This window comes from Gluconacetobacter diazotrophicus PA1 5, assembly GCF_000021325.1.
Classification (GTDB): domain Bacteria; phylum Pseudomonadota; class Alphaproteobacteria; order Acetobacterales; family Acetobacteraceae; genus Gluconacetobacter; species Gluconacetobacter diazotrophicus.
Window position 1 is genome coordinate 1519961 of sequence record NC_011365.1, and the last position, 13615, is coordinate 1533575.

13 protein-coding genes and 1 pseudogene are annotated in these 13615 nt (G+C 67.1%); 9 read left to right on the forward strand and 5 right to left on the reverse strand.

Annotated elements, in window-relative coordinates; genetic code table 11:
- Positions 1-2: 2 nt before the first annotated feature.
- Positions 3-209, reverse strand: a complete 207-nt coding sequence (locus tag GDIA_RS06805; protein WP_012553739.1) for a hypothetical protein — start codon at positions 207-209, stop codon at positions 3-5.
- Complete coding sequence (locus tag GDIA_RS19100; protein ID WP_012553740.1) at positions 206-358, reverse strand: hypothetical protein; 153 nt, start codon at positions 356-358, stop codon at positions 206-208. The genes GDIA_RS06805 and GDIA_RS19100 overlap by 4 nt, the downstream gene beginning before the upstream one ends.
- 177 nt (positions 359-535) lie before the next feature.
- On the opposite strand from GDIA_RS19100, the gene GDIA_RS06810 reads away from it, so the two are divergent.
- A complete protein-coding gene (locus GDIA_RS06810; RefSeq protein WP_012223208.1) occupies positions 536-1552 on the forward strand; it encodes a helix-turn-helix domain-containing protein in 1017 nt (338 codons plus the stop codon).
- 77 nt (positions 1553-1629) lie between these two features.
- Positions 1630-3165 carry an acetaldehyde dehydrogenase ExaC gene (gene exaC, locus GDIA_RS06815; protein ID WP_012223207.1) on the forward strand — a complete coding sequence of 512 codons (1536 nt, stop codon included), beginning with the start codon at positions 1630-1632 and terminating at the stop codon, positions 3163-3165.
- A 41-nt stretch (positions 3166-3206) separates the two neighbouring features.
- On the opposite strand, the gene GDIA_RS06820 is transcribed toward exaC, so the two are convergent.
- The gene (locus GDIA_RS06820; RefSeq protein ID WP_012223206.1) at positions 3207-4817 is read right to left on the reverse strand and encodes a porin family protein; all 1611 of its coding nucleotides are present in this window, start codon (positions 4815-4817) and stop codon (positions 3207-3209) included.
- Between the two features lie 217 nt (positions 4818-5034).
- Here GDIA_RS06820 and GDIA_RS06825 point away from each other — a divergent pair, with 217 nt between their 5' ends.
- Positions 5035-5475, forward strand: a complete 441-nt coding sequence (locus GDIA_RS06825) for a GNAT family N-acetyltransferase (RefSeq protein ID WP_012553741.1) — start codon at positions 5035-5037, stop codon at positions 5473-5475.
- Between the two features lie 196 nt (positions 5476-5671).
- Positions 5672-6412: a prephenate dehydrogenase/arogenate dehydrogenase family protein gene (locus GDIA_RS06830; protein ID WP_231854203.1), complete on the forward strand. Its 741-nt coding sequence runs from the start codon at positions 5672-5674 to the stop codon at positions 6410-6412.
- Between the two features lie 26 nt (positions 6413-6438).
- Here the strand turns inward: GDIA_RS06830 and GDIA_RS06835 are convergent, their stop codons facing one another.
- Complete coding sequence (locus GDIA_RS06835) at positions 6439-6945, reverse strand: YciE/YciF ferroxidase family protein (RefSeq protein ID WP_012553742.1); 507 nt, start codon at positions 6943-6945, stop codon at positions 6439-6441.
- Between the two features lie 203 nt (positions 6946-7148).
- On the opposite strand from GDIA_RS06835, the gene GDIA_RS06840 reads away from it, so the two are divergent.
- Both GDIA_RS06840 and GDIA_RS19645 read left to right on the forward strand, forming a co-directional pair.
- The gene (locus GDIA_RS06840) at positions 7149-7511 is read left to right on the forward strand and encodes a host attachment protein (RefSeq protein WP_012553743.1); all 363 of its coding nucleotides are present in this window, start codon (positions 7149-7151) and stop codon (positions 7509-7511) included.
- Between the two features lie 55 nt (positions 7512-7566).
- Positions 7567-7704 (forward strand): annotated as a pseudogene (locus GDIA_RS19645) (cupin domain-containing protein); the annotation flags it as partial.
- 74 nt (positions 7705-7778) lie between these two features.
- Here GDIA_RS19645 and GDIA_RS06845 read toward each other — a convergent pair.
- Positions 7779-9692: a potassium transporter Kup gene (locus tag GDIA_RS06845; protein WP_144880159.1), complete on the reverse strand. Its 1914-nt coding sequence runs from the start codon at positions 9690-9692 to the stop codon at positions 7779-7781.
- Between the two features lie 242 nt (positions 9693-9934).
- On the opposite strand from GDIA_RS06845, the gene GDIA_RS06850 reads away from it, so the two are divergent.
- The 3 genes from GDIA_RS06850 to lptG all read left to right on the forward strand — a co-directional run bounded on the left by GDIA_RS06850 (position 9935) and on the right by lptG (position 13615).
- A complete protein-coding gene (locus GDIA_RS06850) occupies positions 9935-11278 on the forward strand; it encodes a glycosyltransferase (protein ID WP_012553745.1) in 1344 nt (447 codons plus the stop codon).
- 175 nt (positions 11279-11453) lie between these two features.
- On the forward strand, positions 11454-12545 hold the full coding sequence (gene lptF / locus GDIA_RS06855) for an LPS export ABC transporter permease LptF (protein ID WP_012223199.1): 1092 nt from the start codon (positions 11454-11456) through the stop codon (positions 12543-12545).
- Positions 12542-13615, forward strand: a complete 1074-nt coding sequence (gene lptG, locus GDIA_RS06860; protein WP_012223198.1) for an LPS export ABC transporter permease LptG — start codon at positions 12542-12544, stop codon at positions 13613-13615. Before lptF ends, lptG begins: the two co-directional genes overlap by 4 nt.

The following is a 13615-nucleotide window of genomic DNA, read 5'->3' on the forward strand; positions in this document are numbered from 1 at the left end:
GGTCATCCCCCCTGTTCGGGCCGGACCTCGCGATCGGAATAGGGATCGCGCTCCAGAGGCGGTTCGTGCGGGTGGGGCGGTCCCGGCGGACCGGCCGGCCGGTGCGGATCGACACCCCGCGGCGGCTGGTCGGGAACCGGCGGCTGCCCGTCATGCGGGGGCGTTTCGTCCGGATCGGGCGTCGGGACGCCGAACGGCATGCGGTTCATAGCACCGGTCCCTCGTCATCATCGTCGGGTTCGTACGGATCGTCGTCCGGCACGTCGCCCGGGATCGGATCGTCCGGATTGAACGGGCCCGGCGTGGGCGTGGGCATCGGGCGCCGGGGACCGAGGCAGGTCCACACGATCTTGGACATCGCAGTCCTCCGCACGGGAGTGGGGAATCAATCGACGGAATGGAATATGGTTCCTCCCGCCCCCGTTCGCATGGACGTGCGGCGATGTCCCGCGCTTTTGTGAACAGCGGACGATTGCCCGGGCGGTGGCGTGTGACTAGCGTCCCTGCACGCAAACATGCCTGAGAGGGCACAAGAGTGACGCGATCAGGATCACTCGGCCATAACGACGATCCGGCGAGCCGCCATCATGCGGATCATGTCCATGACGTGCTGAGGGACGGCTCCGCCTCCGGACGGTCCGCGCTGGCGGCGTCCTGGTCGCGATCCCTGCGCCACCATGGGCTGGACCCCGATCACGGCGCGCCGCCGCATTGCCTGGACGACAGCGCGTTCCGCCAGGTGCGGGACCGCAACGGGCTGATGCTCCAGGCGGCGCAGCCGGTGCTGGACCGCCTGGCGCTGGCCGTGCGGCGCGGAGGATATTGCGTGCTGTTGTGCGATGCGCGGGGCGTCGCGCTGGAACGGCGGTGCGACCCGGCGTATGAAGGCGTTTTCAGCGCCTGGGGACTGGGGCCCGGCGCCGTCTGGGACGAAGCGCACGAGGGCACCAACGGCATCGGCACCAGCCTGGTCGAGGACCGGGTCCTGACCATTCATCGCGACCAGCATTTCTACACCCGCAATGCGGGGCTGAGCTGCACCACGGCGCCGATCCACGACCATCTGGGGCGCCCCGTGGGAGGCATCGACGTGTCGTCCGTCCGCACCGATTGCGACGCGACGATCCTGCCCTTCCTGTCCCTCGTGGTCGAAGACGCGGCCCGCCGGATCGAGACGCGCCTGTTCGGCGCGGCCTTCGCCGGCTGTCGCATCGTGTCGCTGGGCGACGAGGCCCAGGCCCTGCTGGCGCTGGATGAAAACGAAGTCGTCATCGGCACCAACAAGGCCGCCCGCGCCCTGTTCGGCCTGGGCACCGGCCGGCCGGTCACGCTACCCGACCTGCTGTCGGATACCGGGCACGAAACGCCCGATCGCGCCGCCCATGCGGCCTTGCAGCGGGTGCTGAAACGCTGCGGCGGCAATGTCTCGGCGGCGGCGCGCGACCTGGGAATCAGCCGGGCGACGCTGCATCGGCGCCTGAAACGCAATGCCCCCCGCGACCTGTCGCGCCCATGCGACAGGTCGGACGCCGCGACGTCCCCGGCCCGCTGACAAACCCCGTTCCGGACGCCATCCTTCGCACGTTGTCCGCGGCGGCCCCGCCACGGCGACCAAGAAGGAAAACGACCATGGATTCTCTCGAGAGCCCCCCGCTGGAAAGCCGCCGGATCGAGCAGTCGCTACCGTTCAAGGCGCAATATGACAATTTCATCGGCGGCCGGTGGGTCCCGCCGCGCGAGGGGACGTATTTCGACGACCCTTCGCCGGTCGACGGGCGCATCCTGTGCCGGGTCGCCCGGTCCGGGGCGGCGGATGTCGAACAGGCGCTGGACGCGGCCCATGCGGCCCGGGAAGCCTGGGGCGAGACCAGCCCCGCCCAGCGCGCCCTGCTGCTGAACCGGATCGCGGATCGGATCGAGGCCAACCTCGACACCCTGGCGCGCGCCGAAAGCTGGGACAACGGCAAGCCGCTGCGCGAGACGCTGAACGCGGACATTCCGCTGTGCGTCGACCATTTCCGCTATTTCGCCGCCTGCATCCGCGCGCAGGAAGGGGCATTGTCGGAAATCGACCACGACACCGTCGCCTATCATTTCCACGAACCGCTGGGCGTGGTCGGCCAGATCATTCCGTGGAATTTCCCGCTGCTGATGGCAAGCTGGAAACTGGCCCCGGCGCTTGCGGCGGGAAACTGCGTGGTCATGAAACCGGCCGAGCAGACCCCGGCCTCGATCATGGTGCTGGCCGACCTGATCGCGGACATCCTGCCGCCCGGCGTGCTGAACATCGTCAACGGTTTCGGCAGGGAAGCCGGCACGGCGCTGGCCTCCAGCAACCGGATCGCCAAGATCGCCTTCACCGGGTCCACGCCGACCGGCAGGACGATCGCCCACGCGGCGGCCGACAACCTGATCCCCGCGACGCTGGAACTGGGCGGCAAGTCGCCCAACATCTTCTTTTCCGACGTCGCGGCCGAGGACGACGATTTCCTGGACAAGGCGATCGAGGGCTTCGTCCTGTTCGCCTTCAACCAGGGCGAGGTCTGCACCTGCCCGTCACGGGCGCTGATCCATGAATCGGTCTATGACCGGTTCATGGAACGCGCGCTGCGCCGGGTGGCGGCGATCAAACAGGGCAATCCGCTGGACATGGCGACGATGGTCGGCGCGCAGGCCTCGACCGAGCAGGTCAGCAAGATCCTGAACTATATCGACATCGGACGGCAGGAAGGGGCGGAACTGCTGATCGGCGGCGCGCGGGCCGAACTGGGCGGCAGCCTGTCGAACGGGTGCTATATCCAGCCCACCGTGTTCAGGGGCGACAACCGGATGCGGATCTTCCAGGAGGAAATCTTCGGCCCCGTCGTCTCGGTCACCACCTTCCGCGACGACGCCGAGGCCGTGGCGCTGGCCAATGACACGCTGTACGGCCTGGGGGCCGGGGTGTGGACCCGCGACATCACCCGGGCCTATCGCATGGGACGCGCCATCAAGGCCGGGCGCGTCTGGACCAACTGCTATCACGCCTATCCGGCGCACGCGGCCTTCGGCGGATACAAGCAATCCGGAATCGGGCGGGAAAACCACCGCATGATGCTGGACCACTACCAGCAGACCAAGAACCTGCTGGTCAGCTACAAGCCGCAGAAGCTGGGTTTCTTCTGACCACACCCGCTGGCGGCACCGGCATGCCGGTGCCGCCGGGATCAGAAGAACAGGATCGCGCCCGCCGAAACGGTATTGTCGCGGGCCGAATCCGGACCGTGGGCGTCCGCCTGGGTGTGGGCGTATTCGGCCACCAGCGTCAGCCAGTCCGTCAGGGTGTAGTAGCCGGCCCCGACTTCCGATTCATTGCGCCGGACCAGCAGCGACGAATCCTCGCCCGGCGCCTGATAGAGGTTGCTGACACCGTAGCTGCCGACCAGCTTGAAATGCTTGGTGAAGGCATAGGACCCCTGGACGTAATAGCCTTCGGAGTCACGCTTGCGGCCGTTGGCGGCCACGCCGTCGAAGAACAGGCCGGTCGTCCCCAGCCCGCTGCCGCGATAGTAATAGGCCACGCCCTGCGCGCGGCCATAGGTCAGCTTGGCCCCGATTTCGCCGGCTTCCGCCATCGCGCCGCGCCTGGCATCAGTGGGAATGTTGGCCCCGGTCAGGTCCTGCTGGTGCTGGACCAGGAAACCGGCCCAGATCCGGCCGCTGAGGTCGCCGGACTTGAAATCGTACGTGACCTTGCCCTGCACCATCGGCGAACTGTGCTGGATGGACGACGCCGACAGATTGTCGCCCGCATAATTGTATTCGTCCAGCGGCTGGAAGATGCCCACCGACCCCTGGACCCCGTGGATGACGGGCGAGGCATAGGAAATCTGGGGAATCCAGTCCGCATAGACATAGCCCACGCCGATGCGGCCCAGCGAGGTATTGCCCGGGCTGGCATTGCTGCCGACGCTGCCGACGCTGAGCAGCGTCGCGTCGTCCAGGATTGCGTCGGACCCGAACAGCGCCAGGTCGCGGCCGATCTTCACCGTGCCGGCGGACTTCGTGCCGGCCGTGATATAGACCTGACGCAGATCGATGCCCGGCGTCCCCAACCCGACCGGGCTGCCGCCCGAATTGGCGTTGAATGCGCCCGGATTGGCATTGTCGATGCCCGGATACATCCCCAGCACCGCGCCGAGATCGATCCCCGACTGCGTCGTCGTCAGCTTGACGATGAAGCCCGCCGGCAGCAGGCCGTTGCGGACCGAGGACGAATCGAACCCGCTGCCGCCGGTTGAGAGGCCACCAGCCACCGGGCGGCCGCCGGACGGGCTGTTGTAGCTGTAGAAACCGTTGATGAAGCCCGAGAAATTGATATCGACCGGTCCGGCATGGAAGGTCAGCCCCTTGCCGGGAACGTAGTTGGCGATCCTCACGACACTGGGGCTGTCGATCTCGCTTTGCGCCGCCAGCATGGCCTCCTGCGCGGAACGGGCACTGGCGGCGGCGCTGTCCGCCGCCTGGCGGGCCGCTGCGACCATCGGCGCCATCCGGCCGCCGGCATCGCCGGCGTCATCGGCCGTGGCAACGGGCACGGGCCGGTCATGATGCGCGGCGGCCGCGTGCCGGGCCGGGCGGACAGGGGCGGCCGTGCGGTGAAGATGCCTGACCAGCAAGGTCGAATATTCGCCCTGGGTCAGCGCCCCCTTGGCGCGCAGGATATCGAGAAGATCGCTGTAATCGTCAGCCCTGGCGTCGGCGGGGCACAGCACAGTCACGCCGCCGCCGGTCATGACGGCCGCCAGTCCCACAAGCGCCCAATGTCTTGGCGACATCTGACACACTCCATTATTTTCTATTGTTTTGTACCCGTTCGCCTGTGTGCCGTGAACCGGCACCATGCCTTCAACAGGACATATCCCGGTCACGTTCTGGAGTGCTGTGCCTGCGATTTCGACCCGGGAAGAGGGCGCTATATTTCTTGATCGACATGGAATGGCGGTTTACCGGGTCCGACGGACCATCCTGTCCGCTCCTGAACGGGACCGCACCATGCCGGACATCCGCATCGCGCGCATCGCGCTGGCCGATTGCCTGCCCATCCGGCAGGCGGTCCTGTGGCCGGACCTGCCACGGCAGGCCTGCATCGTGCCCGGGGATGCCGACGCCCTGCATTACGGGGCGTTCCTGGCGGGACGGCTGGCGGGGTGCGGGTCGTTCTTCCCCCTCGCCTCCCAAACCGTGCGGCTGCGCAAATGCGCGATCATGCCGGACGTCCAGAGGCGGGGACTCGGCAGCAGGCTGCTGCGCGTCGCGTTCGCGGAGCTGCGGCAGGCGGGCTATGCGACGGTCACGCTGGACGCGCGCCTGACGGCGGTGGACTTCTATCGCCGTTTCGGGCTGGAGCCGCACGGCGCGCCCTTCGTCAGGAGCGGCCTGGAGTATGTCACGGTCGGCGGCGCGCTGCCGGGGGGAATTGACCGGCCGCGATGAATGGCGTTAGCTGCCGCGCATGACCACGATGCCCTTCCTGTCCGGACTGTATTACGCGCCGCATTCATAGCGGCGGGGGATGAATCATGGTTCAACCGCTGCGTCGTCAGCGGTTGAACGGTCTGGACCATTCGTGACGACGCGGCTTTTCGAAAGCCCAGTCATGTCAGACAGATGGTTCCTATCTACCCAACCCGTGACCGGCCTGGTCGGCTTCGGCGCCTTCGGACGGCTGATCGCGGCCCACCTGCGCGCCCATTGCCGCATCCGGGTATACGACCCCGCCCTGCCCCGGGGGACCGACATCCCGATGGCCGGGGTCGAAGCCGGATCGCTGGCCCAGGCCGCGTCCTGCCCGATCGTCATCCTGGCCGTTCCGGTCACGGCGCTGGAGGAAACGGTCCGCGCGATCCGGCCGTACCTGGTCCGTCATGCGTTGGTCGTCGATGTGGGATCGGTCAAGGTCGTGCCGGCGCGGATCATGTGCCAGGAATTGCCCGATCACGTGCGGATCGTCGCCACCCATCCGCTGTTCGGCCCGCAGAGCGCACGGGACGGCATCGCGGGGCATCGCATCGCGGTCTGCCCGCTGCGCGGCACGCGGGCCGGCCGGCTGGTCGCCTTCCTGCGCCGTACGCTGGGGCTGCGCGTCATCCTGACCACGCCGGACGCCCATGACCGCGACGCCGCGACGGCGCAGGGCCTGACGCATCTGCTGGCGCGGGTCCTGGTCGGGATGGAGCCCCTGCCCGCGCGGATCACCACACGCAGTTTCGAGCATCTGCGTGCCGCCGCCGGCATGGTCCGGCACGATGCGCCGGAGGTGTACCACGCCATCGCGCACCTGAACCCCTATTCCAGCGCGGTACGCGACCGGTTCTTCGCGATCGCGCGCCAAGTCGAGGACGAATGCGCCGCCGCCGGCCCGGCCCCGTAGGGCGACGGACCGGCGGTCCGGACCCGTCAGGCCGCGGCGGCGTGGTTCAGCCGCTGTTCGGCCAGTTGGGTCAGGGCCTGGTCGGCCTGGCGTTCCTCCTGCAACGTCTCGCCCAGGATCGACGCGCAATCGGCCCGGCCCAGTTCCTTGGCCCAGGCGATCAGGGTGCCGTAGCGGGTGATCTCGTAATGCTCCACGGCCTGGCTCGAGGCGGCGATGGCGGCGTCGAGCACGCCCTTGTCCGCGACTTCGCCCGAAATTTCCTCGGCCTCGTCGATGATCCCGTCGATCGCGGGACATTTGACGGTACTGGGTTCGATGTCCTGCATCCTGAAGACGTTCTCCAGGCGCGTGACGTGGTTGCGGGTCTGTTCCAGGTGCATCTGCAGCCCGTTCTTCAGTTCGGGCGAAGTCGCCTTGTCGATCAGGGCCGGCATGGCCTTCACGATGCGCTTTTCGGCGTACAGCACATCCTTCAGTTGATGGACGAACAGATCCTGCATGGTCTGGATGTCGCGAGTGAAGAGACCCATTGGCGTGTCCTCCAGTTCCGATTCCGACACCATCCGCGCGCGCATGTCCGGCGGACGGAGTCGGGCGTCCTGGCACGGCATGTGCCAGGATCGCGAGGTCGGCCCGGCCCGGGTGATTTTAAAGGTCGTGTTACAAACACGTGATATCGGCGCCCGCCGGAGCCGCTAACATGTCCTGTCGCCAGAGCAAGGAGCATGCGATCATGACCTATACCGATCCGGTCCATTATATCGTCGCGGATGCAAGGACCGCCCGTATCCTGCATCACGACAGCCACGGCATGCACACGGTCGAGACGCTGGAGGCGGGCACGGAGGCCGACGCCGCCGCGCGATTCGCCGCGACGATCGCAAGCCGACTGAACCAGGTCGGCGAAGGGACGGTGCCGGGCCGCTACGTGCTGGCCGCGCCGGCGCACCTTCTGCACGACATCCGCGCCCGGCTGGACAAGGACGCGCTGGACCGGCTGCTGGCGGACGTGCCCAGGGACCTGGCGCACCTGCCCGACCATGCGCTGATCGAACATTTCGACATCCCCGCCACCGGCTGGCCCGCAAAGACCTGACAAGCACGCCCTTTTCCGCGTCAATACTGCCGCCGGGCCATCCTGGCCCGACCACGAGGACCGGCGTTCCCGCCCCGACAGAAACGGGCATGTCGGCCACAATGCCGGCGATGTCGGCGACGACCCGGTCACGCTGATGGTCATCCAGCTGGACGAACCGCCCACCGTCGATCGTCCCTGCCGCTTCAGGTAGACGTCCGATCATACCGCGATCCAGGCTCGCGATACCGGTAATCCGTTCCTGATTTTTTCAGAAAAGAAGAATCCTCAAAGCGCGATCCTGCGACCGATCTGCACCAGCCGCTCGGGGGGCAGTTCGAAACTGTCCACGGCGCGATTCGCGTTGCGATACAGGAAGGCGAAGACCGGTCTCTCCCACCGCCGCAGCAGCGAATAGGTCGCGCTGTTCGCATTGCGCGCCACCTCGTCATGTTCCGCGATAAAGATGGCTTCATCGGGCGAGATCGGTGCCCCATCTTCGGCGGCAAGCTGGAGCGCGGGCAGAAGCGCGGGCGCTTCCATGAAGCCGTAGCGCACGGTGACATGCACCAGCATGTCCTCGAAGATCCGGTGGTCGATGCGCTCACTGATCGGAACGCGCGGCGTCGTGCGGTCGAATATCACGCTGAGTGTCATGACGCGTTCGGGCAGGGCGCCGAATTGGCGTACATGCAGGGCGATATTGGGCGGAATCGGTTTATCGAGGGACGACAGGAAGACGAGGTTGCCCGGGGTGCGGGGAATATTCGCCTTGGCCAACTGGGCGCGAAGGGCATCCGGCGTCACCGCCGCCGTGTTTCCGGCATCATGCAGCGCCTCCTGGCCCCGGCGCCAGATGCTCATGATGCCATAGACGGTGATGCCCGCCAGCAGGGGAAGGTACCCCCCTTGCGTCAGCTTCAGCAGGTTTGCCGAAAGAAACGCCACGTCGACCACCAGGAAGCACGCGACCAGGGTCACGACCGCGACGACCGGCCAGTGCCGCCGGCGTTTGAGGTAAGCGCCGAACAGCAGGGTCGTCAGCAGCATGGTCGCGGACACCGCCATGCCGTACGCGCCGGCCAGCCGGCTTGAACTTCCGAAAAAGGCCGTCAGCGCCACCGTCAGGACCATAATGATCCAGTTCAGCGTCGGAACGTAGATCTGGCCGTATTCCTTCGCGGATGTCTGCAGGATGCGCATGCCGGGAAACCACCCGAGCTGCACGGCCTGCCGGGTAATGGAAAATACCCCGGTGATGACGGCCTGGCTGGCAATGATGGTGGCGCACGTGGCCAGCGCGACGATCGCCCAGATCGCGACCGTGCCGCCCGCTTTCGGCACGATGGCGTAGAACGGATTGGCCGGAAGCGTGTGGGCATCCATAAGCGCCGACGCCTGACCGGCGTAGCACAGCACCAGGGCCGGCAGAACGATGGCGAACCAGGCCAGCCGGACCGATCCGCGCCCGACACTGCCCATGTCGGCGTAAAGCGCTTCCGCCCCCGTCACGGTCAGGAAGACGCCGCCCAGCAGCAGCAGGCTGTGCCGGCCGTTCCGGTGCAGGAAATCGATGGCATAGGCCGGGTCGATCGCGGCAAGGACGCCGGGGTGCCGCAGGCAGGCGATCAGGCCCAGCACCCCGATGGTGACGAACCAGACGAGCATGACCGGCCCGAACAGGTTGCCGATCAGCGAGGTGCCCGCGCGCTGCGCCACGAACAGGGCGACCAGCACCCCCAGCGCACAGGGCAGCACCACATGCCGCAGGGCCGGATCGGCGACCTGCATGCCCTCCATGGCGCTGAGTACCGAAATCGAGGGGGTCAGGATGCTGTCCCCGAACAGCAGCGCGCCCCCGAAGAGGCCGGCGGCGAGCAGTCCCCTTTGCAGCGATGAGGAAAACAGGCGCCGATAGGCGGGAATGCGCCGGGCGTCGTCGGCCTGCCGGGCGCCGGTCACCACGGCGGTGAGCGCCAGGACGCCGCCCTCGCCATTATTGTCGGCCCGCATGACCAGCAGGGCGTATTTGAAGGCGACGACAAGCAGGATCGTCCAGAGGACGAGCGAGAGGACCCCCATGATCTCCGGGGGCGTGATCGTCTGGCCCTCGTCCTGAAGGACGGTCTGCATGGCGTAGAGCGGACTGGTGCCGATGTCGCCGAAGACGATCCCCAGCGCCATCAGGGTGGTGGTCGTCAAACCTTGTTTGTCCTGGCTTTTCCGGTCACCGGGCAATGGGGCATCCTCGTTTCATGTTTCGAAGCGATCAATCTCTTCATTTTATGGCAGGATTTTAGTGCGCCAGGAATGAATGAGGCCTTATCGGGCCATCCACCGTTTATGGCCCCGCTTCCGGACCCCGCTTCTGGACACGGATGGACGTTCCCGGTCATATGCCCCGCATGAGGACCCCCCGCCCAGACACCACGCGGATTTCGAGCATGACACAGGCCGGCCCGGCCGGTTCCGGGCCCGGTGCCGGGATGAAGATCCTGTTCGCGTTCGAAAATCCGCTGCCCAGCACCGAGGCCGACGCCGAAGTCTTCGTCACCACCGCGCGCTACCTGGCGCCGCTGGTCGCGCGGGCATGGCTGCACGTGCCGATGCGCGACCGCGCGGCCTGCGCCGCATTGCAGCAGGCCATGGGGCAGCAGGCCACAGGGCAGCAGGGCATGGGCCGGCAGGCGACGGACCTGTCGGTGATACGGGCGTGGGCGCCGCCGGCGCCGGCCGGGTTGCGGCACCTGGCCTGCGGGCTGACGATCGTCTGGCGCCGCGCGTTCCGTCAGGCGAGTTTCGTCTATACGCGCAACCTGTGGATCGCGTGGGTGTCCATCCTGTTCCGCCAGCGCGTGGTCTTCGACCATTACCGCCCCTGGCCCGACCAGATTCCGCCCCTGCGCCGCTGGCTGCACCGGCTGATGTGCCATGAACGGTTCGTCATCAATATCTGCCATTCCGATTATACGCGGCAGAAATATCTGGACCTGGGCATTCCCGCCGAAAAACTGCACTGCATCCGCAACGGCTTCGAACCCGGACGGCTGCGCACGCCCATGGCGGCCGACGCCGCCCGGCGGGCGCTGGACATCCCGGCCGATGCCAGGACCGTGGTCTATACCGGCCGCGTCAACCACAAGAAGGGCCTGCCGGTGGTGATCGAGGCCGCCCGCATGCTGCCCGACCTGCTGTTCATCCTGGTCGGTTCATACGGCGAGGGGCCGATCGAGGACATGGCCCGCGACCTGCCCAACGTGCGCATCGTGCCGTTCCAGCCGCCGGAGGTCCTGAGCCAGTACGTGTTCGCCGCCGACGTGCTGCTGATCCCGCCATCGCTGCAGCCGCTGGCACGCTATGGATCGACCGTGCTGCCGCTGAAGCTGTTCTTCTACATGGCGTCGGGCCGTCCGATCCTGGCCGGCAACACCCCGGATGTGCGCGAGGTCCTGCGCCACGACCAAAATGCCTGGCTCTGCCAGCCGGATTCTCCGCCGGCCCTGGCCGATGCCCTGCGCCGGCTGATGGACGACCCCGCCCTGTCCACGCGCCTGGCCGCGACCGCGCTGGCCGAAAGCCAGGCCCTGACATGGGATGCGCGGGCAAACCGCATCATCGCCGCCATCGCGGAACGCATGACGGCGCCATCCACCCCCGCCGGTGTCTGGGACGGCGCGCAGCGTCGGGCCTGGCGGCGGCAATCCTGGCGGTGGCTGGTGCACCTGCTGCGCACCGGGTCGCCCGTCCTGCCGCCCGACACGATCCAGGGCGACCCCGCCCCGCCCTGAAGCCGGTGGCCGGGCGTGCGCGGCGTTTGACGGTGGGGGTAGCGATGAATATGATGACGGCACGTCCGGGACGGGTCGATGCGCGGCGATCCCCGCACCCTTCGGACCACAAGGGACGTCCTGCCCCCGTGCGCATTTCGTCGGACCGCACGTCCCATGATGGACAGTATCGCGCTTGATCATTCGGAATTATCTGCTTCGTGAAATCGGCAAGCCGCTGGCCGCGATGCTCGGGGTCTGCATGGCGCTGTTCGCCAGCTACAGCGCCGCCGACTTCCTGTCCGAGGCCGTGAACGGGCTGCTGTCCACCAATACGATCCTGGCCCTGGTGACGCTGAAGCTGCTGATCGGCCTGGAAGTCCTGGTGCCGGTGTCGCTGTACCTGTCGATCGTCCTGGCGCTGGGCGCGCTGTACGGCAATTCCGAAATCACGGCGCTGCATGCGCTGCGCGTGACGCCGGGGATGATCCTGCGCCATGTCATGACCCTGGCGGCCGGGGTCGCGATCGTGGTGGGGCTGCTGTCGCTGTTCGTGCGGCCGTGGGCCTATCACCAGTTGCACAACCTGTCCAAATCCGCCCAGTTGAGCCTGGATGTCGATGCGATGCAGGCCGGCACGTTCTACGTGGTGCAGAACGGCGCCCGCGTGATCTTCCTGACGGAACGCGAGGGACCCGGCACGCCGGCACGCGACATCTTCGTCCAGGTCCGCCGCGCGAAGACGACCCAGATCATCCACGCGGAACTGGGCTATCCGATGACGGACGAGGGCAAGCAATCCGACGTCTATGTCCGGCTGAAGAACGCCCATGTCTACGATATCGGGCGCCAGCCGGGGGTCAGCGACAAGGTGCTGACCGTGCGCGAGATCACCCAGGACCCGAACCGCCACAGCACCGAACCGCTGGGATACAGCTCCATCGCCGCGCCCAGCCTGCAATTGGCGGCCTCGCACGCGCCGGCGGACGTGGCGGAATTCCAGTGGCGCCTGTCCACCCCCATCACGACCATGCTGCTGGCCATGCTGGCCGTGCCGCTGGCGCGGGGGCGCCCCCGCCAGAACCGCTATGGCAAGCTGGGCGCCGCCATCCTGATCTTCTTCGTCTACTACCTGCTCTATACCTCGGCGCGGACGTGGGTGCAGCACGGCATGGTGGCCGCGATGCCCGGGATCTGGTGGGCGCCGGCACTGCTGGCGGTGCTGACCGGCTTCATGCTGCGCGACCAGATTCCCGCCCTGTTGGGGCGGCAGGCCCGCGCGGCATGAAACGCTTCGACCGATATATCCAGATGGTCACGCTGCGCGCCTTCCTGCTGGTGGCGCTGGGGCTGACCGCCCTGTTCAGCCTGCTGGAATTCGTCGATCAGCTGGCCTTCGTCGGGCAGGGGCATTACCGGCTGGCCGATGCCGCCGCCTATACCGCCCTGCTGGGGCCGGCGCGGTTCATGCAGGTTACGCCCATCGCCATGCTGCTGGCCTGCCTGCTGGGGCTGGGGGGACTGGCGAAGCATTCCGAACTGACGGCCCTGCAGGGGATCGGCCTGTCCGAGGCCCGGATCATCAGCGCCGTGCTGCGCCTGGTGGTTCCGATCGTCATGGTGCTGTTCCTGCTGGCCCAGTTCGTCGTCCCCGGGACCCGGCAGATGGCGCAGGAGGGCCGCGCCGCGGCACTGGCATCGGCCACCCAGAAGGATGACCAGGACCAGGCGTTCTGGGCCCATGGCGACCAGCAATATCTGAGCGTCCGCCGCTTCCCCAGCGAGACCCAGGCCGACGACATCGATATCTACCGCTTCGCCGCCGACGGCAGCATGACCAGCTATCTGCACGCGGCACGGGCGCAGATCGGCGCCGACGACGTGTGGACGCTGCGGGACGTGACGCGCAAGGACATCGTCGCCGACCAGTTCCATACAAGCCAGCTGGACAGCATGGCCTGGCATGCCTTCCTGTCATCGCGGCAGATCCGGTTCCTGAGCCTGCCGCCGGAAAGCGTGCCGCCCATTGCGCTGTATCGCTATATCCAGGACCTGAAGCGGCATCATCTGCCCGCGATGCGGTACGAACAGGAATTGTGGGCGCGCATCAGCATGCCGTTCGCGATGATCGCGCTGATCGCCTGCGCGGCGCCGTTCGTGTTCGGGCCGCCGCGATCACAGAATGTCGGCTATCGCATGGCGATCGGGGTCGCGATCGCCATCGTGTTTTCCCTGGGGCAGGAAATCACCAGCCGCCTGGGCCTGCTGTTCGATTTGAACCCGGCGCTGACGGCGCTGACGCCGTCGGTGCTGCTGATGATGTCGGCCGCGTATGTATTCATCCATACGCGGGAATAG

Bases quoted from the DNA above. Each gene is read 5' to 3' on its own strand.
- GDIA_RS06805 (WP_012553739.1), bottom strand. From the start codon at position 209: ATGAACCGCATGCCGTTCGGCGTCCCGACGCCCGATCCGGACGAAACG.
- GDIA_RS19100 (WP_012553740.1), bottom strand. From the start codon at position 358: ATGTCCAAGATCGTGTGGACCTGCCTCGGTCCCCGGCGCCCGATGCCC.
- exaC (WP_012223207.1), top strand. From the start codon at position 1,630: ATGGATTCTCTCGAGAGCCCCCCGCTGGAAAGCCGCCGGATCGAGCAG.
- GDIA_RS06820 (WP_012223206.1), bottom strand. From the start codon at position 4,817: ATGTCGCCAAGACATTGGGCGCTTGTGGGACTGGCGGCCGTCATGACC.
- GDIA_RS06825 (WP_012553741.1), top strand. From the start codon at position 5,035: ATGCCGGACATCCGCATCGCGCGCATCGCGCTGGCCGATTGCCTGCCC.
- GDIA_RS06835 (WP_012553742.1), bottom strand. From the start codon at position 6,945: ATGGGTCTCTTCACTCGCGACATCCAGACCATGCAGGATCTGTTCGTC.
- GDIA_RS06840 (WP_012553743.1), top strand. From the start codon at position 7,149: ATGACCTATACCGATCCGGTCCATTATATCGTCGCGGATGCAAGGACC.
- GDIA_RS06850 (WP_012553745.1), top strand. From the start codon at position 9,935: ATGACACAGGCCGGCCCGGCCGGTTCCGGGCCCGGTGCCGGGATGAAG.
- lptG (WP_012223198.1), top strand. From the start codon at position 12,542: ATGAAACGCTTCGACCGATATATCCAGATGGTCACGCTGCGCGCCTTC.